Consider the following 21,076-nt stretch of genomic DNA (forward strand, 5'->3'; position numbering starts at 1 on the left):
TCCGGGAGCCGCACTCGACGAGGGCCCCCGTCCGATCCGGACGGGGGCCCTCGTCATGCCGTGGGGCGCGGGGCCCCGGGAGCGTCAGGCGTTGTCGCCGCCGCCCAGGTGGTGCACCCGGACCATGTTCGTGGTGCCGGGGACGCCGGGGGGCGAGCCGGCCGTGATGACCATGGTGTCGCCGGCGCCGTACCGCTGGAGCTTCAGCAGCTCCGCGTCGACGATGTCGACCATCGCGTCCGTGGTCTCCACGAACGGGACGAGGAAGGACTCCACGCCCCAGCTCAGGGTGAGCTGGTTGCGGGTGGACTCGTCCGTGGTGAAGGCCAGGATGGGCTGGATCGTCCGGTAACGGGACAGGCGGCGCGCGGTGTCGCCGGACTGGGTGAAGGCGATCAGCGCCTTGCCGCCCAGGAAGTCCGCGATCTCGCAGGCCGCGCGGGCCACCGATCCGCCCTGCGTACGCGGCTTCTTGCCGGGTACGAGCGGCTGCAGACCCTTGGAGAGAAGCTCCTCCTCGGCCGCGGCGACGATCTTCGACATCGTCTTCACGGTCTCGATCGGGTAGGCGCCCACGGAGGATTCCGCGGAGAGCATGACCGCGTCCGCGCCGTCCAGGATCGCGTTGGCCACGTCGGAGGCCTCGGCGCGCGTGGGGCGGGAGTTGGTGATCATCGACTCCATCATCTGGGTGGCGACGATGACCGGCTTGGCGTTGCGGCGGCACATCTCCACGAGGCGCTTCTGCACCATCGGGACCTTCTCCAGCGGGTACTCCACCGCGAGGTCGCCACGGGCCACCATGACGGCGTCGAAGGCGGCGACCACGTCCACCATGTTCTCGACCGCCTGCGGCTTCTCCACCTTGGCGATGACGGGGACCCGGCGGCCCTCCTCGTCCATCACCTTGTGGACGTCCTTGACGTCGTCGGCGTTGCGGACGAAGGAGAGGGCGACCATGTCGCAGCCCATCCGGAGGGCGAAGCGCAGGTCCTCGACGTCCTTCTCGGACAGGGCCGGGACGTTGACCGCCGCGCCGGGCAGGTTGATGCCCTTGTGGTCGGAGATGACACCGCCCTCGATGACCACGGTCTTCACCCGCGGGCCCTCGACCTCGACGACCCGCAGCTCGACGTTGCCGTCGTTGATCAGGACCTGGTCGCCCTTGGAGACGTCACCCGGCAGGCCCTTGTACGTGGTGCCGCAGATGGACTTGTCACCCGGGACGTCCTCGGTGGTGATGGTGAACTCGTCACCGCGCACCAGCTCGACGGGACCCTCCGCGAAGGTCTCCAGACGGATCTTGGGGCCCTGGAGGTCGGCGAGCACACCGACGGCGCGGCCGGTGTCCGCCACCGCCCTGCGGAGACGGTCGTACCGCTCCTGGTGCTCTGCCTGGGTCCCGTGGCTCATGTTGAATCGGGCCACGTTCATACCGGCCTCGATGAGCGCTTTCAGCTGCTCGTACGAGTCGACGGCGGGGCCCAGCGTGCAGACGATTTTGGAACGGCGCATGAGGCGGATCCTATCGGTTTGTTTCACTGCGGAATATTCCGTCTGGTGGAAAGTACAAATGGGCGCGGGGTCGCTCAGGCGTTCACTTTCCGAGCGGCCTACGACGGCGCTTCCGAGGGTGCCCGGAGCGGCTTACGAAGAGGCGACGAGTTCGTAGCTCTGGCGCGCGATCTCCAGCTCCTCGTCCGTCGGCACCACGGCGACCGCCACCCGCGCGTACGCCGGCGAGATGATCCGGGCCTCGTCGGACCGTACGGCGTTCAGGTCGGCGTCCACCGCCAGGCCCAGCTCCTCCAGGCCCGCGATCGCAGCTTCCCGCACCGGAGCCGCGTTCTCCCCGACACCCGCCGTGAACGCGACCGCGTCCACCCGGCCGAGTACCGCGTAGTACGCCCCGATGTACTTCTTCAGCCGGTGGATGTAGATCTCGAAGGCGAGCGCCGCCCGCTCGTCGCCCTCGTCGATCCGCCGCCGGATCTCCCGCATGTCGTTGTCGCCGCAGAGCCCGACGAGCCCGGACTTCTTGTTCAGGAGCGTGTCGATCTCGTCCGCCGACATGCCCGCCACCCGCTTCAGATGGAAGGTGACCGCCGGGTCGATGTCGCCCGAGCGGGTGCCCATGACCAGGCCCTCCAGCGGGGTGAGGCCCATCGAGGTGTCCACGCACCGCCCGCCCCTGACGGCGGAGGCCGAGGCTCCGTTGCCCAGGTGCAGCACGATCACGTTCACCTCCTCCGGCTCCTTGCCGAGCAGCTTCGCCGTCTCGCGCGACACATAGGCGTGCGAGGTGCCGTGGAAGCCGTACCGCCGGATGCGGTGCGCGTCCGCCGTCTCCACGTCGATCGCGTACCGGGCCGCCGACTCCGGCATCGTCGTGTGGAACGCGGTGTCGAAGACCGCGACCTGCGGCAGGTCCGGGCGGAGCGCCATCGCCGTACGGATGCCGGTGAGGTTCGCCGGGTTGTGCAGCGGCGCGACCGGCACGAGCCGCTCGATCTCGGCGAGCACCTCCTCGTCGATGACGGTCGGCGCGGTGAACCGCAGCCCGCCGTGCACCACCCGGTGGCCGATCGCGGCCAGTTCGGGGGAGTCGAGCCCGAGGCCGTCCGCCGCCAGCTCCTCGGCCACCGCCTTCAGCGCGGCCGCGTGGTCGGAGATCGGCCCGTTCTTCTCCCGCTTCTCGCCCCCGCCGCCCTGCAGCGGGGTGTGGGCCAGGCGCGAGGTCTCCTCGCCGATCCGCTCCACCAGGCCGGCCGCGAGCCGCGAGCCGTCGCCCATGTCGAGGAGCTGGTACTTCACCGACGACGAGCCGGAGTTGAGGACGAGGACACGCGTGGGGGTGGTCATGCCGTGGGCTCCTGGGACTGGGGGGCCTGGGGGGCCTGGGACTGGATCGCCGTGATGGCGACCGTGTTGACGATGTCGCTGACGAGCGCGCCGCGCGAGAGGTCGTTCACCGGCTTGCGCAGACCCTGCAGCACCGGGCCGACCGCCACGGCGCCCGCCGAGCGCTGCACGGCCTTGTAGGTGTTGTTGCCGGTGTTGAGGTCCGGGAAGATCAGCACGGTCGCCTGGCCGGCCACCTCGGAGCCCGGCAGCTTGGTCGCGGCCACGGACGGCTCGACGGCCGCGTCGTACTGGATGGGCCCCTCGATGCGCAGCTCCGGGTGGGACTCCCGTACCAGCTTCGTCGCCTCGCGGACCTTGTCGACGTCCGCGCCGGAGCCCGAGGTGCCGGTGGAGTACGAGAGCATCGCGATCCGCGGCTCGACACCGAAGCGGGCCGCGGTGGCCGCCGACTGCACGGCGATGTCCGCGAGCTGCGCCGCGTTCGGGTCGGGGTTGACCGCGCAGTCGCCGTAGACCAGCACCTTGTCGGCCAGGCACATGAAGAAGACGGACGAGACGATCGAGGCGTCCGGCTTGGTCTTGATGATCTCGAACGCGGGCCGGATCGTCGCGGCCGTGGAGTGCACCGAGCCGGAGACCATGCCGTCGGCGAGGCCCTCCTCGACCATCAGCGTCCCGAAGTAGTTGACGTCCGAGACGACGTCGTACGCCAGCTCCACCGTCACGCCCTTGTGGGCGCGCAGTTCGGCGTACTTCGTCGCGAAGGAGTCGCGCAGCTCGGAGGTCTGCGGGTCGATCAGCTGGGTGGTGGGCGAGGACAGGTCGATGCCGAGGTCGGCGGCCTTCTTGCGGATCACCTCGACGTCACCGAGCAGGGTCAGGTCGCAGACGTCGCGGCGCAGCAGCACGTCGGCGGCGCGCAGCACCCGCTCCTCGGTGCCCTCCGGCAGGACCACGCGACGCCGGTCGGCGCGGGCCTGCTCCAGGAGTTCGTGCTCGAACATCATCGGCGTGACCCGGCCGCTGCGGGCCAGCGAGATCCGCTTCAGCAGATCGGCGGTGTCCACGTGCCGCTCGAAGAGACCGAGCGCGGTCTCCGCCTTGCGGGGCGTCGCCGCGTTCAACTTCCCTTCGAGGGAGAAGAGTTCGGCCGCCGTCGGGAAGCTGTTGCCGGGCACGGAGATGACCGGCGTGCCGGGCGCGAGCCGGGCGGCCAGGGTCAGGATCTCCTCGCTGGGCCGCTCGTTCAGGGTGAGCAGGACACCGGCGATGGGCGGGGTGCCGGCCGAGTGCGCCGCGAGCGCGCCCACGACGAGGTCGGCGCGGTCCCCGGGGGTGACCACCAGACAGCCCGGGGTCAGCGCGTTGAGGAAGTTCGGCAGCATCGCGCCGCCGAAGACGAAGTCCAGGGCGTCGCGCGCCAGGCCCGCGTCGTCGCCGAGCACGACAGAGGCGCCGAGGTGGTGGGTGATCTGGGCGACCGTCGGGGCGGCCAGGGCCGGCTCGTCGGGGAGCACGTAACAGGGCACGGGGAGCCGGGCCGAGAGCCGCTCGGAGATGGCCGCCCTGTCCTCGCCCGCCACCCGGTTGACCACCATCGCGAGGACGTCGCAGCCGAGCCCGTCGTACGCCCGGAAGGCGTTGCGGGCCTCGGCGCGTACGGACTCGGCGGTCTGGTCCTTGCCGCCGACCACCGGTATCACCGAGGCGCCGAACTCGTTGGCGAGCCGCGCGTTGAGCGCCAGCTCGTCGGGGAGCTGGGTGGCGGCGAAGTCCGTACCGAGGACGAGGACGGCCTCGTAGTCGCGGGCCACCGCCAGAAAGCGGTCGACGAGTCGGGAGACCAGCTCGTCGGTGCCCCGCTCGGCCTGGAGCGCCGAGGCCTCGTGGTAGTCCATGCCGTAGACCGTCGACGCCTCCTGGGAGAGGCGGTAGCGGGCCCGCAGCAGATCGAACAGACGGTCGGGTCCGTCGTGCACCAGGGGCCGGAACACCCCCACCCGGTCCACCTGGCGGGTCAGGAGCTCCATGACTCCCAGCTCGACCACCTGCCGGCCGTCTCCGCGGTCGATCCCGGTCACGTACACGCTGCGCGTCACGCCATGGCTCCTGTCCAGTCCTGTCCGCCCGGTCTCGTCAACCGAGTGTGTTCAAAAAAGCTCGTTAGGGTGGCGATACCCCCTTGACAATACCTCTGGGGGTGGATAGGACGCAGGCCGGACGAACGGCCCGAAAAAGGGGGACGAAAGGCCCCGGAAGCCCGGCACGCGGAGTAGCCGGGAGCGCGGGGGCCACACCGGGCGTGTGAGAATCGACAGAGCTCACATGTACCACTACCGAGCAGGAGACACAGCACGATGCGCATCGGAGTTCTCACCGCAGGCGGCGACTGTCCTGGCCTGAACGCAGTGATCCGGTCGGTCGTGCACCGCGCGCTCACCGGCCATGACGACGAAGTCATCGGCTTCGAGGACGGGTTCAAGGGTCTCCTCGACGGACACGTCCGCCCGCTCGACCTCGACGCGGTCAGCGGCATCCTCGCCCGCGGCGGCACCATCCTCGGCTCCGCCCGCCTGGAGCGCAACCGGCTCTCCGAAGCCGCCGAGTCCGCACCGGAGTTGGCGAAGAAGTACGGCATCGACGTGCTCATCCCGATCGGCGGCGAGGGCACCCTGACCGCCGCCCGCATGCTCGCCGACGCGGGGATGCCCGTCGTCGGCGTACCGAAGACGATCGACAACGACATCTCCTCCACCGACCGCACCTTCGGCTTCGACACCGCCGTGGGCGTCGCGACGGAGGCCATAGACCGCCTCAAGACCACCGCCGAGTCCCACCAGCGCGTGATGGTCGTCGAGGTGATGGGCCGCCACGCCGGCTGGATCGCCCTGGAGTCCGGCATGGCCGGCGGCGCCCACGGCATCTGCCTGCCCGAGCGGCCCTTCCAGGTCGACGACCTGGTCAAGATGGTCGAGGAACGCTTCGCGCGCGGCAAGAAGTTCGCGGTCATCTGCGTCGCCGAGGGCGCGCACCCCGCCGAGGGCTCGATGGAGTACGAGAAGGGCGCGATCGACCAGTACGGTCACGAGCGCTTCCAGGGCATCGGCAACCGGCTCGCGGTCGAACTGGAGCGGCGCCTCGGCAAGGAGGCCCGGCCGGTCATCCTCGGTCACGTCCAGCGCGGCGGCACGCCGACGGCGTACGACCGGGTGCTCGCGACCCGCTTCGGCTGGCACGCGGTGGAGGCCGCGCACCGGGGCGAGTTCGGCAGGATGACGGCGCTGCGCGGCACGGACGTCGAGATGGTGCCGCTGGCGGAGGCCGTGACGCAGCTGAAGACCGTACCGGCGAGCCGGATGTCCGAGGCCGAGTCGGTCTTCTGACCCCGCTGTCCGGGACCTCGGTCCCGAGAAGTCCCGAGAGTCCCGACGTGGAGTCCCGTGAGGGAGCCCCGAAGCGGACGCCCGAGTGTGCGTGGGCCCCGATCGTCCCCCCGTGGACGATCGGGGCCCACTCGTTCCCCCGTGGTTCCCCCGTCTTTCCCCCGTGACGATTCCGGCCCCTGACCGGAATTGCCGATTTCCACTCTTGAGTTGAACAGTCGGATCAACAAGGCTTGGGGCTGTCCCGGACATGTCCCAACCCTGTCCGGGGGAGGGGCGGGGAGTGCGGATGACCGAGGGAACGGCCGGCGGGGGCGGCGCACCCGACCCGCGCGAGGCCACCGACGCCGCCTCGTTCATCGCGCGGTTGCAGCAGCTCAAGGACTGGTCCGGGCTGACCTACCGCGACCTGTCGGCCCGCGCGGAGGCGCTCGGCGACGTCCTGCCCCGCTCGACCGTGGCGAACATGCTCGCCCGCTCGACCGTCCCCCGCGAGGAGCTGCTGACCTCCTTCGTCCGCGCCTGCGGGGTGGCCCCCGGAGAGCTGGAGAACTGGCTGTCGGTCCGCAAGGAGCTGGCGGTACGGGGGGTGTACGCGGGTACGGGTACCGAGGAGGACGGGGACCCCGACGCGGACGGGGGCGGGGACGCGGACGGGGACCCGGACGGGGAGGAGCCCGCGGGCGCGGGCGCCACCCCCGCGTGGCCGACGGCCGCGGAAGTCGCGCCCGGTGCCGTATCTCGTTCCGAGCCCGGAGCGGAGTCCGGAGATGAGGACGGACCCGAAGACGACGAGCCCCCCGGCCCGCACCACCGCGTACGCCGGACGCTCGTCTCCCTCGTCGCCGTCTCCGGCCTCGTCCTCGCCGCCGTCAGCGTGGTCGGCGCCCTGGTCACGGACGGGAGCGGCGACCGCCCGAAGACCGTCACCGCCCCCGCCGCAGGGGACGTACAGATACGCGCGATCGGCCCGGACCTCTGCCTGAACGAGCGGCGCGGCGGCCGCAGCGGCCAGATCCACCAGCGGCCGTGCGAGGGCGCCGACGTCCCCCGGTACGCGCTCAAGGACCTCGGCTCCGGGGAGTGGCGAATCGTTTCCGACCACCCGGACTACGGCCCCGGCTGCTCCGGCATCCCGTCCGGCGGCCGCATCGCGGACGCCGCGTTCGAGGACTCCGAGTGCGGCGACACGAGCCGCGTCGAAACGTTCCGCCTGGAGCCCTTCGGCAGCCCGGTCACCGGCTATCGCATCGTCCCCGCGCGCTCGGCGACCCCGGACTCCTGCGTGACCGTCGTCGGTGACCGGACCGCCGAGTGGGCGAAGCTGGCGCAGGCGCCCTGCCGCGCGGACGCCGCCGGCCAGCTCTTCAGCTTCGACCGCCGCTAGGACGTGGACACCGGCGCGGGCTCGACGAGCCGTCCGCGCAGCGCCTCGACCACGGCCACTTCGAGACCCACATGCCCGGTGACGTACCCGTACACCGATCCGTACGTGGCGCGCAGGTCCGCGAGGACGAGCCGCATGATCTCGGCCGGGGCGCGGCCGTAGGCGGGCCAGCGCAGCTCGCGCCCCGGGTGGGCGGCGTGCCAGTCGGCGACCAGGCGCGCGGTGGCGAGCTCGGTCAGGGCGAAGTCGTCGAGGATCTGGTCGTCGGAGACGTCGAGGAGACCGAGCAGCAGGGCGGCGAGCAGACCCGTACGGTCCTTGCCGGAGGCGCAGTGGAAGACGAGCGGACCGTCCGCCGCCGCGACGACCTCCAGGGCCTCGCGCAGCTCGACGGCGCCGTCGGCGGCGACCTCGGCGAACCGGTCGGCGAGGTAGCGCCACGGATCGAGGTCGGGGTCGATCTCCGCCTGGTCGTACGGGCGGTGCTCGATGCTCAGGTTGTGCCAGGCGATGCCCTCGGTCTCCGGGGTCCGCGGCAGCCGGCCCTTGGCGGCGATCTCCCACGGGTAGCGCAGGTCGATCACGGTCTCCACACCCAGCGCGCGGAAGCGGCCCAGGTCGGGGCCGTGCAGCTTGGCGAGCGAGTCGGAACGGTAGAGGACGTTCCAGCGGACGGTGCCGCCGTCGGCGGTCCGATAGCCGCCCAGATCACGGAAGTTGTGGAGGTCGTCGAAGGGTATGTGTCGTCTCACGCGACCACCCTAGGGGGCGCCGCGGAGGGGCCCCAGGGACTGGGGCGCCAGGGGTCGACGGCGTCCTAGGGGCCGACGGCGTCCCAGAAGTGGGCCACGATGCCGTCCAGGTACTCGCGGCCCGCGTCCCCGCTGTCGCCGGACGCGCCCCAGCTGCTCGTCGCCACCATCTTGGCGTGGTAGTCGGTGTGCAGCCGCTGCAGCGCGGGCTCCAGGACGCGCTTGGGCAGCGGCAGCAGCTTCGCGACGGGCCGGACGTACGCCTGCCAGCGCGTCGTGGCGGCGTCCCGGAGCAGCGCCGCCAGCTCGTCGTCCCTGCCGGTCACCTGAAGCAGCTCGCGGGGCCCGAGGCCGAGGGTCTCGGCGAGGGCGGCGGTCTGGCGTTCGTTGCCGCGCCAGCGGCCCGACTCCTCCATGCGCAGATAGCCGGGGGCGTCGAGGCCCACCCGCCGGGCCAGGTCGTCCGCCGCGAGGCCGCGTGACATGCGGTGCTCGCGCAGGGTGGTGGCGTCGGCGATCAGCTCGCCGGGGGCGCACCACAGGACACCCGCGAGCGCGGTGAGTTCCTGGGCGGAGGGGGCGAGGCGTCCGCGTTCCCAGGCGACGACGGTCTCGGGGGTGACGGCGAGACCGTACTGCGCGCGCAGACCGTAGGCGACATGTCCCGGAGCCATGCCGAGACCTTCGCGGAGCTGCCGTGCGGCGACCGCGTTGAAGGGAGGGGGAGGGGTGTGGTGCACGCCCACACCGTAGGTGCGCAACGTGACGGTTGGCTACGGTGCGTTCACCCAAGGCCAGATGTCGTAGAAACGTGGGAACCCGGCGGTAACCATCCGTAATGATCACCCACGGATCGGTAACCGGACGTCATGGTCCGGTCAGCGGACGATCGTCGTGATCCAACGGTACTGGAGCTCAGGCCGGCCGACCTGACCGTACTGCGGCGCCCGCGCGGCCCGGCCGTCGGTGACCAGGTGCTCCAGATAGCGGCGCGCGGTGATCCGGGAGATGCCGACGGCCGCGGCGGCCTCGGCCGCGGTCAGACCGTCGGGGGCGTCCCGGAGGGTACGGGTGACGGCCTCCAGGGTCGGTGCGCTCAGGCCCTTGGGGAGCGAGGCGGGCTGCGGGGCGCGCAGCGCCGCCAGGGCGCGGTCCACCTCGTCCTGGCCGGACGCCTCGCCCGCGGCGGCGCGGAACTCGGCGTACCGCGAGAGCCGGTCCCGCAGCGTCGCGAACGTGAACGGCTTCAGTACGTACTGGACGACCCCGAGGGACACGCCCTCGCGCACGATCGCCAGATCGCGGGCCGAGGTCACCGCGATGACGTCGGCGGAGTGCCCGGCGGCGCGCAGGGCGCGGAGCAGCTGGAGACCGTGCCCGTCGGGGAGGTAGAGGTCGAGGAGGATGAGGTCGACGGGCGTCCGGTCGAGCATCCGCACGGCGGCGGCCCGCGAGTGCGCCACGCCGACGACGGTGAACCCGGCCACGCGCCCGGCGTAGAGCGCGTGCGCGTCGGCGGCGACCGGGTCGTCCTCGACGACCAGCACCCGAATGTCCTGTCTCTGGCCCTGGCTCTCGCCCTGGCCCTGGCTCTGTCTCACGTGGACACCTCCGCGTCCGGGGCGGACTCCCTGGGTTCCGGTTCGGTCGTGGGCTCGGCGCGCGGCGCCGGCGCACCCGGCGGACTCAGCGGCAGCCGTACGGTGAACTCCGCGCCGCCCTCCGGGGTGTCCGTCAGGGTCACCGTGCCCGAGGCGCGGGTGGTCGCCTGGCGGACCAGGGCCAGGCCGAGGCCGCGGGCCGGGCCGTGGGTGGACCAGCCCCGGTCGAAGACCGCGTCCCGGTCGCCCGGCTCGATCCCGGGCCCGGTGTCGCGGACCCGCAGGAAGAGTTCCCCGTCGCACGTGCGGGCGGTGACCGCGACCCGCGCGTGCGGGGTGCCGCTCGTCGCCTCCACCGCGTTGTCGATCAGATTGCCGAGGATCGTCACCAGGTCCCGTGACGGGATCTCCGACGGCAGGAGCCCGTCGTCGATCCGGCTGTCCTCGCTGAGGACCAGCTCCACACCCCGCTCGTTGGCCTGCGCCGCCTTGCCGAGGAGCAGCGCCGCGAGCACCGGTTCGCCGACCGCGTCCACCACCCGGTCGGTGAGCGCCTGGGCCAGCTCCAGCTCGGCCGTCGCGAAGCCCACCGCCTCCTCCACCCGGCCCAGCTCGATCAGTGACACGACCGTGTGCAAGCGGTTGGCCGCCTCGTGCGCCTGCGAGCGGAGCGCCTGCGTGAACCCGCGCTCCGAGGTCAACTCGCCCGACAGGGCCTGGAGTTCGGTACGGTCCCGGAGCGTCGCGACCGTCCCCCGGCGCTCGCCGCCGACCACCGGGCGGGTGTTGACCACGAGCACCCGCTCCGCCGTCAGATGCAGCTCGTCCACCCGGGGCTCCGAGGCAAGGAGAGCGCTGGTGAGCGAGACCGGCAGACCGAGATCGGCCGCCGACCGGCCCACGACCTCCGCGTCCAGACCGAGCAGCTCCCGCGCGCCGTCGTTGATCAGCGCGATCCGCCGCTGCCCGTCCAGCATCACCAGGCCCTCGCTCACCGCGTGCAGCGCGGCCTCGTGGTAGTCGTGCATCCGGCTCAGCTGGGTCGCGTTCATCCCGTGCGTGTGCCGCCGCAACCGCGCGTTGATGACGTACGTACCGGCTCCGCCGAGCGCGAGCGCCGCCCCCGCCATCCCGAGGAGGGCCGTGACCTGCTCCCGCACCTGCTCGCTGATCTTCTCGATGGTGATCCCCGAACTGACGAGGGCGACGACCTTGCCGTCCTCGTACACCGGCGCGATCGTGCGGACCGAGCGCCCGAGCACGCCCATGTGCGTCTCGGAGAAGGTCCGCCCCTGCAGCGCCTGCTCCGTGTGGCCCTGGTACGTCCGCCCGATCTCGCCCGCCTCCGGATGCGACCACCGCGTGCCGTCCGGGGACATGATCACCACGAAGGCGACGCCGGTCCGCTTCCGTACCGACTCGGCGTACGGCTGGAGCAGCGCCGTGGGGTTCGGGGAGCGGAGCGCCGCGGGTACGGAGGGGGAGGCGGCGACGGCCGTCGCGGTCGCGGTGGACTGGCGGCGCGCGGTCTCCTCGGCCTGGGCGCGGTCCGTGACGTACGCGAAGACCGCGCACCCGGCCACGATCGCCGCCACCAGCACGACCTGCATCGCGAAGAGCTGGCCGGCGAGGCTGCGGGGCCGGGGAAGGGGTATGCGCATGCCGGCCAGTGTGACAGTTCGGCCGTGAACGAAACGAACGTAAGCGTGACCCGGGTCACAGGCTGATGGATAGTCGCGGGGATCCACCGGGACGTGGACACCCATCAGCACGAGGAGGACCCCGTGGCCGCACAGCGGGACCGCACCCATTATCTGTACATCGCCGTCATCGGAGCCGTGCTCCTGGGCGTCACGGTCGGCTTCGTGGCGCCGGACTTCGCCGTGGAGCTCAAGCCGCTCGGTACCGGCTTCGTGAACCTGATCAAGATGATGATCTCCCCGATCATCTTCTGCACGATCGTTCTCGGCGTCGGTTCGGTCCGCAAGGCGGCCAAGGTCGGGGCCGTCGGCGGGCTCGCGCTCGGGTACTTCCTCGTGATGTCGACCGTCGCCCTCGCCATCGGCCTGGTCGTCGGCAACATCCTGGAACCCGGTTCCAGCCTCCACCTGACCAAGGAGGTCGCGGAGGCGGGCGCCAAGCAGGCCGACGGGGCGAGCGAGTCCACGGCGGACTTCCTGCTCGGGATCATCCCCAAGACGCTGGTCTCCGCCTTCACCGAGGGCGAGGTCCTGCAGACCCTGCTCGTCGCGCTCCTCGCGGGCTTCGCGCTCCAGGCGATGGGGCGGGCCGGTGAGCCCGTGCTGCGCGGGATCGGGCACATCCAGCGGCTGGTCTTCCGCATCCTCGCCATGATCATGTGGGTCGCGCCGATCGGCGCGTTCGGCGCCATGGCGGCGGTCGTCGGCGCGACCGGCATCGACGCGCTGAAGTCGCTCGCGGTCATCATGATCGGCTTCTACGTGACCTGCGCCCTCTTCGTCTTCGTGGTGCTCGGCGCGCTGCTCCGGCTGGTCGCGGGCGTCAACATCCTCACGCTGCTGAAGTACCTGGGCCGTGAGTTCCTGCTGATCCTCTCCACCTCGTCCTCCGAGTCGGCGCTGCCCCGGCTGATCGCGAAGATGGAGCACCTGGGCGTCAGCAAGCCCGTCGTCGGCATCACCGTCCCGACCGGCTACTCCTTCAACCTGGACGGCACGGCGATCTATCTGACGATGGCCTCGCTCTTCGTCGCCGAGGCCATGGGCAATCCGCTCTCGGTCGGCGAGCAGATCAGCCTCCTCGTCTTCATGATCATCGCGTCGAAGGGCGCCGCCGGTGTCACCGGCGCCGGCCTGGCGACCCTCGCGGGCGGCCTGCAGTCGCACCGGCCCGAGCTCGTCGACGGCGTCGGCCTGATCGTCGGCATCGACCGCTTCATGAGCGAGGCCCGCGCCCTGACGAACTTCGCGGGCAACGCCGTCGCCACCGTCCTCGTCGGCACGTGGACCAAGGAGATCGACAAGGAGCGGGTCGCGGAGGTCCTCGCCGGACGGGTCCCGTTCGACGAGAAGACCCTGGTCGACGACCACGCGCCGGTGCCCGCGTCGGACGAGGACTCGCCCGTACCGGACCAGTGGGCGGACGGCGGCGAGGAGAAGGCCCGCGCGGCCGTCTGAGCCCGATCGGACATCGGATCCACGATCTCGGATCCGATGTATTGGATCCGATGTATTGGATCCGATGGATCCGACGTATTGGATCCGATGTATTGGATCCTGGATCATGGATATTGGATCCAAGACATCGGATCCGAAGACCGCCCCGGCTCCCGGGCCTTGAGCCGGATCCGGGCTCCGGGGTACGGAACGCCCCCGGCCGCACTCGCGGCCGGGGGCGCCCCCTTTACGGGTGCGAGCACACGGGCTCACGTCACCGCGTCTACGAGAACGGGATCCGGACCACCGACTGGTTCCCCACGCCGACCGTGCTCGGACCGTTGCCGATCGCGTTCCACACCTCGACGCGGACCCGTCCGTTCGACAGGTTCCCGTGGCTGCCGGTCGCCGACCGCAGGCCCCTGGCCTGCGTGTAGTGCTCGTATCCCGGCACCGGATCGGTCGCGAAGTACGCGTACGTCTCCACGCGCTCCCAGCTCCCGTCGCCCGTACGGTCGTAACTGACCCGCACCTGCTGCCCGTTGGCGACGGCCGAACCGGCGTCCACGAACAGGTCGAACTGCGTCGCGCCGCCGTTGTACGTGCGCGTGATCGGGCCTGAGGTGAAGACCTGCGGGTTGGCGGGGGTGCCGTCGTGGTTGGCGCCGCCCGCCGAGGCCAGCGTCACCGACGAGGCGGCCGCCTGGGCGTCACCCGCGCCCGCGCCCGTCCGCAGGTACAGCTGCGAGGAGCCCGAAGGCGGCGGGGTGGTCGGCGGCGGAGTCGTCGGCGGGGTCGTGCCGCCGCCCTTCGTCCACACGGCCACGTAGTCGACGAGCATCGGCCGCCCGGAGACCGTCGCGGCGGTCGGGGTCGGGCCGCCCAGGGCGTCCGGGAAGGCGCCGCCCATCGCCACGTTGAGGAGCAGGAAGTAGCCCGCGTGGCTGGTCATGTCGGCCCAGGCCTGGGCGCCCACCCGGGTCTCGTTCACGCTGTGGAAGAGCTGGTCGTCCACGTACCAGCGCAGCTCGTTGGGGGAGGTCGAGCGGTCCCACTCGAAGCGGTACGTGTGGAAGGCCGACTGGCAGCTCGCACCCGGGCAGACCCGGCTGGCGCCGATCCCGGTGGTCTCGCCGCACGGGCCGCCGGGGTTCACGCCGCAGTGCAGCACGCCCCAGACCGAGTTGATGCCGTTGACGTTCTCCATGATGTCGAACTCGCCGATGGCGGGCCAGTTCCAGTAGTTGCCGCGGTAGGGCGCGCCGAGGGCCCAGAAGGCGGGCCAGTAGCCGGCGGCCTCCGCGCCGGTCACGTTCGGCATCTGAATCCGGCCCTCGATGCGCAGCGTGCCGCCCGCAGGGGCCTTGAAGTCGGCGCGCTTCGTCTCGATCCGGGCCGAGGTCCAGTTGCCCGCGCCGTCCTTGAGCGGGGTGATGCGGAGGTTCCCGGTGCCGTCGAGGCGCAGGTTGTCGGGGCTCGACGTGTAGTTCTGTATCTCTCCGGTGCCCCAGTTGCCGGGGCCGCCCGGATAGCCGTGGCCGGTGTCGATCTGCCACTCGGCGGCGTTCGGGAGGGCGCGGTCGGGGCCGTTGAAGTCGTCGCTCCACTGGAGCGACCAGCCGGGCGCCGGGGGTACGGCGCCGCTGGCGGTACCGGCGCCGCCGAGGCCGATGAGGGCGCCCGCGGCGAGGGCGGCGGCGAGGAGTGAGGCGAGGAGAGGGGTGCGTCGGACGCGGCTCAAGGAGAACACCTCCGCTGGGGGGACGAGCGCCTGAGAGCGCTCTCAGCAAGCTTTTGTAGATGGAAGCACCGGACCCGTCAATGGGTCCGGTGCCTTCGACCTTCGAACGCCCGCCGAAAATACCTACCGAACGTCCAGCTCGGCCAACTCCTGTGTACTCAGCACAAGTTCGGCGGCCGCCGCCGAATCACGTGCCGTCTCGGGACGGCTCGCCCCCGGGATCGGAAGCACCGTCCGAGACCGCGCGAGCAACCACGCGAGCGCCACCCGCTGCGGGCTCACCCCCCGCGCCCGCGCCACCCGGTGGAACGCCCCGAACTCCGGGTCCTCCGTCAGGTCCGACGCCCCGTCGAGCGAGCTGCGCGAGATCCCGCCGAGCGGGCTCCACGGCATGAAGGCCAGCCCGAGTTCCGCGCAGAGCCTCAGCTCCGCCTCGGCGGTCCGTACGGCGGGGGAGTACCGGTTCTGCACGGAGACGAGCCGATCGCCGAGGATCTCCCGGGCGAGCCGGATCTGGTCGACGTCCACGTTCGAGATCCCCGCCAGCCTGATCGTGCCCGCGTCCAGCAACTCCCGTATCGCGCCCAGCGATTCCGCGTACGGCACGGCCGGGTCCGGCTTGTGGAGCTGGTAGAGCCCGATCGCCTCGACGCCGAGCCGCCGCGCCGACGCCTCGGCCGCCCGCCGCAGGTGCTCCGGCCGCCCGTCCACCGTCCAGCCGCCGTCGGCGGTCCGCCCGCGCCCGCCCTTCGTCGCCACCAGTACGTCACCGGGAAGGCGATCGCCACGATGCGGACCACGACTCCGGCCACGACCCCCGTACGTGGCCAGCGCCCGCGCCACCAACAGCTCGCCGGCTCCCGGCTCGCCGCCGGGCGGGTGGTAGGAGTCCGCCGTGTCGAGCAGCGTCACGCCCGCGTCGAGCGCCGCGTGGACGGTGGCCAGGGCACGGGCCTCGTCCGGGTGCCCCTCGATGGAGAGCGGCATGGCGCCGAGCCCGATCGCGCCGACCCGTACGTCTCCGAGCATGCGGTACAGCATCAGCGCGCCCCCAGCGTCTCGGAAAGTGCCTGTCCCAACCACTCACGCGCATGACGGAAGGAGAATCCCAGCGCGCTCGCGCGTGCGTTGTCCATTCCGTACGAGCGGGCGAAGGAGAACGGCGACACCTCGCCGACCTCCACCTCCCGGAACACGGTCCTTCCACCCACCTGGCGCTCGATCTCCGCGCATATCTCTTCGGTGGTGAGCGGACCGTGGGAATGCGCGTTGACAGGACCGGTGAATTCGGCCTCCACCGCCCACGCCAGGAATTCCGCGATCTCCTCCACGTACACATAGGTGGCCGGGTGGTTCACCGGCGGTACGGCGATCGGCTCGCCCGCCCGGACGCGATCCGCGTAGTGGGTGATCCGCCCCGTGAAATCGTCCGCGCCGCCCAGCACATGGGCGACCCGTACCGCCGTGTACGGGAACGGGGGCTCGGCCGCGAAGACCGCCTCCGCCTGCCGCTTTCCCTCTCCGTAATGCGCGTCGAGGAACTCCGGATCGTCCCAGGGGAGGCCCGGATCGACGGCGACGGTACGCGGATCGACGGCGTCCTCCCGCACGGGCGCGGCCGCGTCCTCGTACTCGTACACCTCGACCGTCGACGTCATCACATAACGCCGGGTCCGCGGCCCGAACACCCGCCGGGCGACGGCGGCCTGGCGCGGGGTGTAGCAGACCTGGTCGACGACGACATCGAAAGTCCGGTCGCCCAGCGCGCTTTCCAGGGCGGCCCCGTCGTTCCGGTCGGCGGCGATATGGGAGGTCCCCTCCGGCGTACCCGAAGAACCCCGGTTGAGAATCGTCACGGCATGCCCGGAATCCAGGAGACGGGCCGTCAATCGCTTTCCGATATAACGGTTCCCGCCGATGATCAGAATGTCCATAGGACAAGTGTTACGTTGTGCGCTCGCCAGCTGAAGGGGGAAACATGGGAGTCCAGGCCGCCGCACCGAAGGAACCTCGGCATCTGCGTCCCGCCGCCAACGAAACCTCGGTGGGGGCCTTCGACGCCATCGACCGGCAGATCCTGGGCCTCGTCCAGGAGGACGGCCGGATCAAGCTCAGCGAGCTGGGCCGGCGCGTCCGGCTGAGCCCGGCGGCCGTCACCGAACGGGTGCGCAGGCTGGAGGCGTTCGGGGCGATCACCGGCTACGGAGCCCATGTCTCCCCGGCCCGGCTCGGCTACGGCATCCAGGCCTTCATCCGCGTCAACCCGCACGGCGGCTACACCCTCACCCACCCCAGGACGCTGGAGCTGACGGCCCGGCCGGAGATCCTCGAGGTCCACCACGTCGTCGGCGAGGACTGCTGGATCCTCAAGGTCGCCGTCACCGACACCATCCACCTCGAAGAGGTCCTGGCCCAGACCTCGGCGCTCGGCCGGACGACGACCTCGATCGTCCTGTCGTCCCCGGTGGAGCGCAAACCCCTGCTGCCTCCGGGCGCCGGCATCGGCTCCTGACGCCCCGCCGTTCACCGGGAGTCCGGCGCCTGCGCCGAGCGCGGATCAGCCCCGGCGGCCGAGCGCGGCCAGGTGGTCGTCGAGCAGTTCGACCTGGAGGTCCGGCGGAAACGCCTCCGGGTCGAGCAGGGCCTGGACGACCAGCCCGAGCACGAAGGACTGGGCGCCGGCGGCGATGCGCGCCGGGTCGCCGGGGGACAGCTCGCCGCGTTCCTGCGCCGCGGCGACGGCGTCCCGGAGCCGGTCACGGCCGCGCGCGTACTTCCCGGCGTAGTCGGCGCGCAGCGCCGGATCGGCGAGCGCGGTGTCCCAGGAGGAGACCCAGATCCGGTTGGAGTCCGTGGCCTCTGCGGTCAGCGGCAGGATGTCGAGCAGGGCGTTCCGTACGGCCGCGAGGCCCGGCCCCGAGGTGCGCCGGGCGCGGGCGGCGGTGCGTTGTTCGAGCAGGTCGAGGGCGTGCGCGAGCAGATCGCTCTTGGCCGGGAAGTAATGGGTCAGCAGGCCGGTCGTCGCGCCCAGCTCGGTGGCGACCGCGCGCAGGGTCAGCCCGCCGAACCCACGGGTGGCCAGCACGCGCCAGACCGCCTCCGAGACTTCGAGTCGGCGGGCCTCGTGGTCCCCCTTGGCGCGTGGCATCCTGCTACTGTACATAGTCGTAACGCTTGTTATGTGAATGGGGTCGCCGCCATGTTCTCCCTCCCCCTCCGGGACAACGCCCTCCTGCGCCCGCTGGAGACATGGCACGCCGAGGAGTTCGCCGCCCACATGGACCGGGCGCGCGAGCACATCCGCCCGTGGGTCGGGCGGTCCTTCGTCACCGACAGCCTCGACGGGGCCCGGGCCACCCTGCTCCGCTACGCCGAGCGACAGGCCGCGGACGGCGCCCGCCTCTACGGCATCTGGCTCGACGGCACCCTCGTCGGCGGCGTGATGTTCACGTCCTTCGACGCGGACTCGGGAGCCTGCGAGGTCGGCTGCTGGCTGGAACCGGCGGGCGAGGGCCACGGACTGATCACGGCGGCCTGCACCGCCCTGCTCGACTGGGCCTTCCTCACCCGGGGCCTGCACCGCGCCGCGTGGCACTGCCGGGCCGACAACGCCCGCAGCGCCGCCGTGGCCGAGCGTCTCGGCATGGTGCTCGAAGGCGTCGAGCGGGAGTCCTGGCCGTACGAAGGCGTCCGCCACGACACGCAGGGCTGGGCGGTCCTCGCCCGCGACTGGTCGACGGCCCGCCGCACCTGACCCAGGGCCTCTCGTTTGGATCATGCCGGGCTCGCGGGCCCTGGCACCGAGCCTCGCCGCGTTGTCGTCGGTTGCCATGGCTCCGCCATGACGCCCTCCTCCGCCTTGCGATGCACGGCACCAGACCCCGCTCCCTGATCCGGCCTGATCCAAACGAAAGACCCTAGGGCCTTGCCTTGACGTCGGCGTCAAGGCGTACGTTCGAGTCCATGCGAATCGGCGAGCTGGCCGAGCGCGCCGGAACGACCACGCGGACTCTGCGCTACTACGAGTCCCGTGGCCTCCTGGCCGCCCGGCGCACGGAGAACGGCTACCGCACGTACGACGAGGACGACCTGCGCCTCCTCCAACAGATCAGGACCCTGCAGGACTTCGGGTTCGAACTGGAGGAGACCCGGCCGTTCGTCGAGTGCCTGCGGGCCGGCCACCCGGCGGGGGACGCGTGTCCCGCCTCGCTCGACGTGTACCGCCGCAAGCTGGCGGAGCTGGACGCCCTCGTCGACCAACTCCAGGCGGTACGCGCGCAGGTCGCGGCGCAGTTGCTGCGGGCCGAGGCGGAACTGCCGGCCGGCCCGGAACCCACATGCGAACTCGGAGGCTGACGGAATGACGAAGACGGCGGACGTGACGGACGTGAGCGACACGGACTTCGACACCGAGGTCCTCGGCGCGGAGCTGCCGGTCCTGGTGAAGTTCACCGCGGACTGGTGCGCCCCGTGCCGCCAGTTGGGACCGGTGCTCCAGTCGATCGCCGAGGAGGAACGGGGCCGCCTGAAGATCGTCCAGATCAATGTGGACCACAACCCGCAGACGGCGATCCGCTACGGCGTCCTGGCCACACCGACCCTGATGCTCTTCCACGCCGGCGAGCCCGTGAAGTCCCTGGTCGGCGCCCGCCCCAAGCGCCGCCTCCTCCAGGAACTGCAGGACGTACTGCCTCCGGTCAGTGCCTAGGGCCCCTCGGCCTCTCGTCGTCCCACAGCCCGGTGCCGTACGCCCCGACCACCCCCTCGATCCGCCGCAGGGCCTCGTCGGCCGGGAGCGGGTCGAGTCGGCGGCCGTCGCGCAGGCGGAGGGCCACCTGTCCGCCCAAGGCCTCCTTCGGGCCGATGACCGTCTGGTACGGGACGAGGCGGGCCTCCCGGACGCGGGCGCCGAGGCTGCCCCGGTCCGGGCCCGCCACCTCGGCCCGTAGCCCGCGCTCGACGCACCGGGCGGCGAGCGCCTCGGCGACGGGCCGTTCGGACTCCGAGATCGGGAGGACCACGAGCTGGACGGGGGCGAGCCAGCCGGGGAACGCGCCACCGTGCTGTTCGAGCAGGTGGGCGACGGCCCGTTCCACGCTGCCGACGACACTGCGGTGGATCATGACCGGCCGGTGCTTGGCCCCGCCGGCGCCGATGTAGCGCAGGTCGAACCGCTCCGGCTGGTGGAAGTCGATCTGCACGGTCGACAGGGTCGACTCCCGCCCCGCGCCGTCCGCGACCTGCACGTCGATCTTCGGCCCGTAGAACGCGGCCTCGCCCTCGGCGGACTCGTACGGCAGCCCGGAGGCGTCGAGCACCTCCTCCAGGAGGGCGACGGACCGCCGCCACAGTTCGGGCGCGTCGACGTACTTCCCGCCGGGTCCGGGCAGCGAGAGCCGGTACCGCGCGGGCTCGATGCCCATCGCCTCGTACGCCCTCCGGATCAGCTCCAGGGCGCCCGCGGCCTCCTCCCGTACCTGGTCCAGGGTGCAGAAGATGTGCGCGTCGTTGAGCTGGATGGCCCGGACGCGGGTCAACCCGCCCAGGACGCCGGAGAGTTCGGAGCGGTACATGGGGCCGAGCTCGGCCATGCGCAGCGGGAGTTCGCGGTAGCTGCGCGCACGGGAGCGGAAGATGACGGCGTGGTGCGGGCAGAGGCTGGGCCGCAGGACGACCTGCTCGCCGCCCAGCTCCATCGGCGGGAACATGTCGTCGCTGTAGTGCGCCCAGTGCCCGGAGATCTCGTACAGCTCGCGCTTGCCGAGCACCGGCGAGTACACGTGCCGATATCCGGCCCGCCGCTCGATCTCGCGGACGTACTCCTCCAACGCGTGCCGTACGGCGGCCCCGTCGGGCAGCCAGTACGGCAGGCCGGCCCCGATCAGCGGGTCGGTGCCGAACAGCTCCAGCTCGCGGCCGAGCCTGCGGTGGTCGTGGTCCATGGCGTCCTCCTGGGGGTGGTCGCCCGGGACGAGCGGCCGGAGGAACGACGAAGCCCCGGGGCGCTCGGCCCCGGGGCTTCGTGACGTGGACAGCGGTCAGCGCGCCGGGACACTCTCCGGCGTCGTCGTGAGGACCGCGGCACGCTTCATACGGACCACGCTAGCGGCGGCGCGTCAGGCCCGCACGTGATTATTCGTCGCGCGCAGAAAAATACCCCGACTAGAATTGACAGTCGGGGTTATGCGTCGCGTATATTCAGAGGTTCCG

The 21,076-nt window shown here is 71.6% G+C and carries 19 protein-coding genes; 7 read left to right on the forward strand and 12 right to left on the reverse strand.

Annotation, left to right across the window (positions count from 1 at the left end; translation table 11 throughout):
- Positions 1–84: 84 nt before the first annotated feature.
- The 3 genes from pyk to pta form a co-directional block, all read right to left on the reverse strand.
- On the reverse strand, positions 85–1,515 hold the full coding sequence (gene pyk / locus ACGFYP_RS20985; protein ID WP_361959479.1) for a pyruvate kinase: 1,431 nt from the start codon (positions 1,513–1,515) through the stop codon (positions 85–87).
- Positions 1,516–1,647: 132 nt separating this feature from the next.
- Positions 1,648–2,862: an acetate kinase gene (locus tag ACGFYP_RS20990; protein WP_393495467.1), complete on the reverse strand. Its 1,215-nt coding sequence runs from the start codon at positions 2,860–2,862 to the stop codon at positions 1,648–1,650.
- Positions 2,859–4,964 carry a phosphate acetyltransferase gene (gene pta / locus ACGFYP_RS20995; RefSeq protein WP_393495470.1) on the reverse strand — a complete coding sequence of 702 codons (2,106 nt, stop codon included), beginning with the start codon at positions 4,962–4,964 and terminating at the stop codon, positions 2,859–2,861. Before pta ends, ACGFYP_RS20990 begins: the two co-directional genes overlap by 4 nt.
- Before the next feature lie 258 nt (positions 4,965–5,222).
- Between pta and ACGFYP_RS21000 the strand changes: the two genes are divergently transcribed.
- The gene (locus tag ACGFYP_RS21000; protein WP_361959470.1) at positions 5,223–6,248 is read left to right on the forward strand and encodes an ATP-dependent 6-phosphofructokinase; all 1,026 of its coding nucleotides are present in this window, start codon (positions 5,223–5,225) and stop codon (positions 6,246–6,248) included.
- A gap of 289 nt (positions 6,249–6,537) precedes the next feature.
- A complete protein-coding gene (locus ACGFYP_RS21005; RefSeq protein ID WP_393495473.1) occupies positions 6,538–7,635 on the forward strand; it encodes a helix-turn-helix domain-containing protein in 1,098 nt (365 codons plus the stop codon).
- Here ACGFYP_RS21005 and ACGFYP_RS21010 read toward each other — a convergent pair.
- The 4 genes from ACGFYP_RS21010 to ACGFYP_RS21025 form a co-directional block, all read right to left on the reverse strand.
- The gene (locus ACGFYP_RS21010; RefSeq protein ID WP_393495476.1) at positions 7,632–8,387 is read right to left on the reverse strand and encodes a tyrosine-protein phosphatase; all 756 of its coding nucleotides are present in this window, start codon (positions 8,385–8,387) and stop codon (positions 7,632–7,634) included. The two genes, ACGFYP_RS21005 and ACGFYP_RS21010, sit on opposite strands and share 4 nt — an antisense overlap.
- Before the next feature lie 65 nt (positions 8,388–8,452).
- Positions 8,453–9,061 carry a helix-turn-helix domain-containing protein gene (locus ACGFYP_RS21015; RefSeq protein ID WP_393495772.1) on the reverse strand — a complete coding sequence of 203 codons (609 nt, stop codon included), beginning with the start codon at positions 9,059–9,061 and terminating at the stop codon, positions 8,453–8,455.
- 204 nt (positions 9,062–9,265) lie between these two features.
- Complete coding sequence (locus ACGFYP_RS21020) at positions 9,266–9,988, reverse strand: response regulator (protein WP_393495479.1); 723 nt, start codon at positions 9,986–9,988, stop codon at positions 9,266–9,268.
- A complete protein-coding gene (locus tag ACGFYP_RS21025) occupies positions 9,985–11,649 on the reverse strand; it encodes an ATP-binding protein (protein WP_393495482.1) in 1,665 nt (554 codons plus the stop codon). The genes ACGFYP_RS21020 and ACGFYP_RS21025 overlap by 4 nt, the downstream gene beginning before the upstream one ends.
- A gap of 123 nt (positions 11,650–11,772) precedes the next feature.
- Between ACGFYP_RS21025 and ACGFYP_RS21030 the strand changes: the two genes are divergently transcribed.
- The gene (locus ACGFYP_RS21030; RefSeq protein ID WP_393495485.1) at positions 11,773–13,146 is read left to right on the forward strand and encodes a cation:dicarboxylate symporter family transporter; all 1,374 of its coding nucleotides are present in this window, start codon (positions 11,773–11,775) and stop codon (positions 13,144–13,146) included.
- 262 nt (positions 13,147–13,408) lie between these two features.
- On the opposite strand, the gene ACGFYP_RS21035 is transcribed toward ACGFYP_RS21030, so the two are convergent.
- The 3 genes from ACGFYP_RS21035 to ACGFYP_RS21045 all read right to left on the reverse strand — a co-directional run bounded on the left by ACGFYP_RS21035 (position 13,409) and on the right by ACGFYP_RS21045 (position 16,800).
- A complete protein-coding gene (locus tag ACGFYP_RS21035; protein ID WP_393495488.1) occupies positions 13,409–14,866 on the reverse strand; it encodes a glycoside hydrolase family 16 protein in 1,458 nt (485 codons plus the stop codon).
- A 123-nt stretch (positions 14,867–14,989) separates the two neighbouring features.
- The gene (locus ACGFYP_RS21040) at positions 14,990–15,907 is read right to left on the reverse strand and encodes an aldo/keto reductase (RefSeq protein ID WP_393495491.1); all 918 of its coding nucleotides are present in this window, start codon (positions 15,905–15,907) and stop codon (positions 14,990–14,992) included.
- On the reverse strand, positions 15,907–16,800 hold the full coding sequence (locus tag ACGFYP_RS21045; protein ID WP_393495494.1) for an NAD-dependent epimerase/dehydratase family protein: 894 nt from the start codon (positions 16,798–16,800) through the stop codon (positions 15,907–15,909). The genes ACGFYP_RS21040 and ACGFYP_RS21045 overlap by 1 nt, the downstream gene beginning before the upstream one ends.
- Before the next feature lie 44 nt (positions 16,801–16,844).
- Between ACGFYP_RS21045 and ACGFYP_RS21050 the strand changes: the two genes are divergently transcribed.
- Positions 16,845–17,378, forward strand: a complete 534-nt coding sequence (locus ACGFYP_RS21050) for an Lrp/AsnC family transcriptional regulator (protein WP_393495497.1) — start codon at positions 16,845–16,847, stop codon at positions 17,376–17,378.
- Positions 17,379–17,423: 45 nt separating this feature from the next.
- Here the strand turns inward: ACGFYP_RS21050 and ACGFYP_RS21055 are convergent, their stop codons facing one another.
- Complete coding sequence (locus ACGFYP_RS21055; protein ID WP_393495500.1) at positions 17,424–18,014, reverse strand: TetR/AcrR family transcriptional regulator; 591 nt, start codon at positions 18,012–18,014, stop codon at positions 17,424–17,426.
- Between the two features lie 51 nt (positions 18,015–18,065).
- Between ACGFYP_RS21055 and ACGFYP_RS21060 the strand changes: the two genes are divergently transcribed.
- The 3 genes from ACGFYP_RS21060 (at position 18,066) to trxA (ending at position 19,574) form a co-directional block, all read left to right on the forward strand.
- Positions 18,066–18,620, forward strand: coding sequence for a GNAT family N-acetyltransferase (locus ACGFYP_RS21060; protein WP_393495503.1), 555 nt, complete (start codon positions 18,066–18,068; stop codon positions 18,618–18,620).
- A gap of 209 nt (positions 18,621–18,829) precedes the next feature.
- Positions 18,830–19,222 (forward strand): MerR family transcriptional regulator, encoded by a 393-nt coding sequence (locus ACGFYP_RS21065; RefSeq protein ID WP_393495506.1) that lies wholly within the window; start codon positions 18,830–18,832, stop codon positions 19,220–19,222.
- A gap of 4 nt (positions 19,223–19,226) precedes the next feature.
- A complete protein-coding gene (trxA, locus tag ACGFYP_RS21070; RefSeq protein ID WP_393495509.1) occupies positions 19,227–19,574 on the forward strand; it encodes a thioredoxin in 348 nt (115 codons plus the stop codon).
- Here trxA and thrS read toward each other — a convergent pair.
- Positions 19,564–20,808, reverse strand: a complete 1,245-nt coding sequence (gene thrS, locus ACGFYP_RS21075; RefSeq protein ID WP_393495512.1) for a threonine--tRNA ligase — start codon at positions 20,806–20,808, stop codon at positions 19,564–19,566. The genes trxA and thrS overlap by 11 nt on opposite strands.
- Positions 20,809–21,076: the final 268 nt, after the last annotated feature.

This window comes from Streptomyces sp. NPDC048370 (genome assembly GCF_043200825.1).
GTDB lineage: Bacteria > Actinomycetota > Actinomycetes > Streptomycetales > Streptomycetaceae > Streptomyces.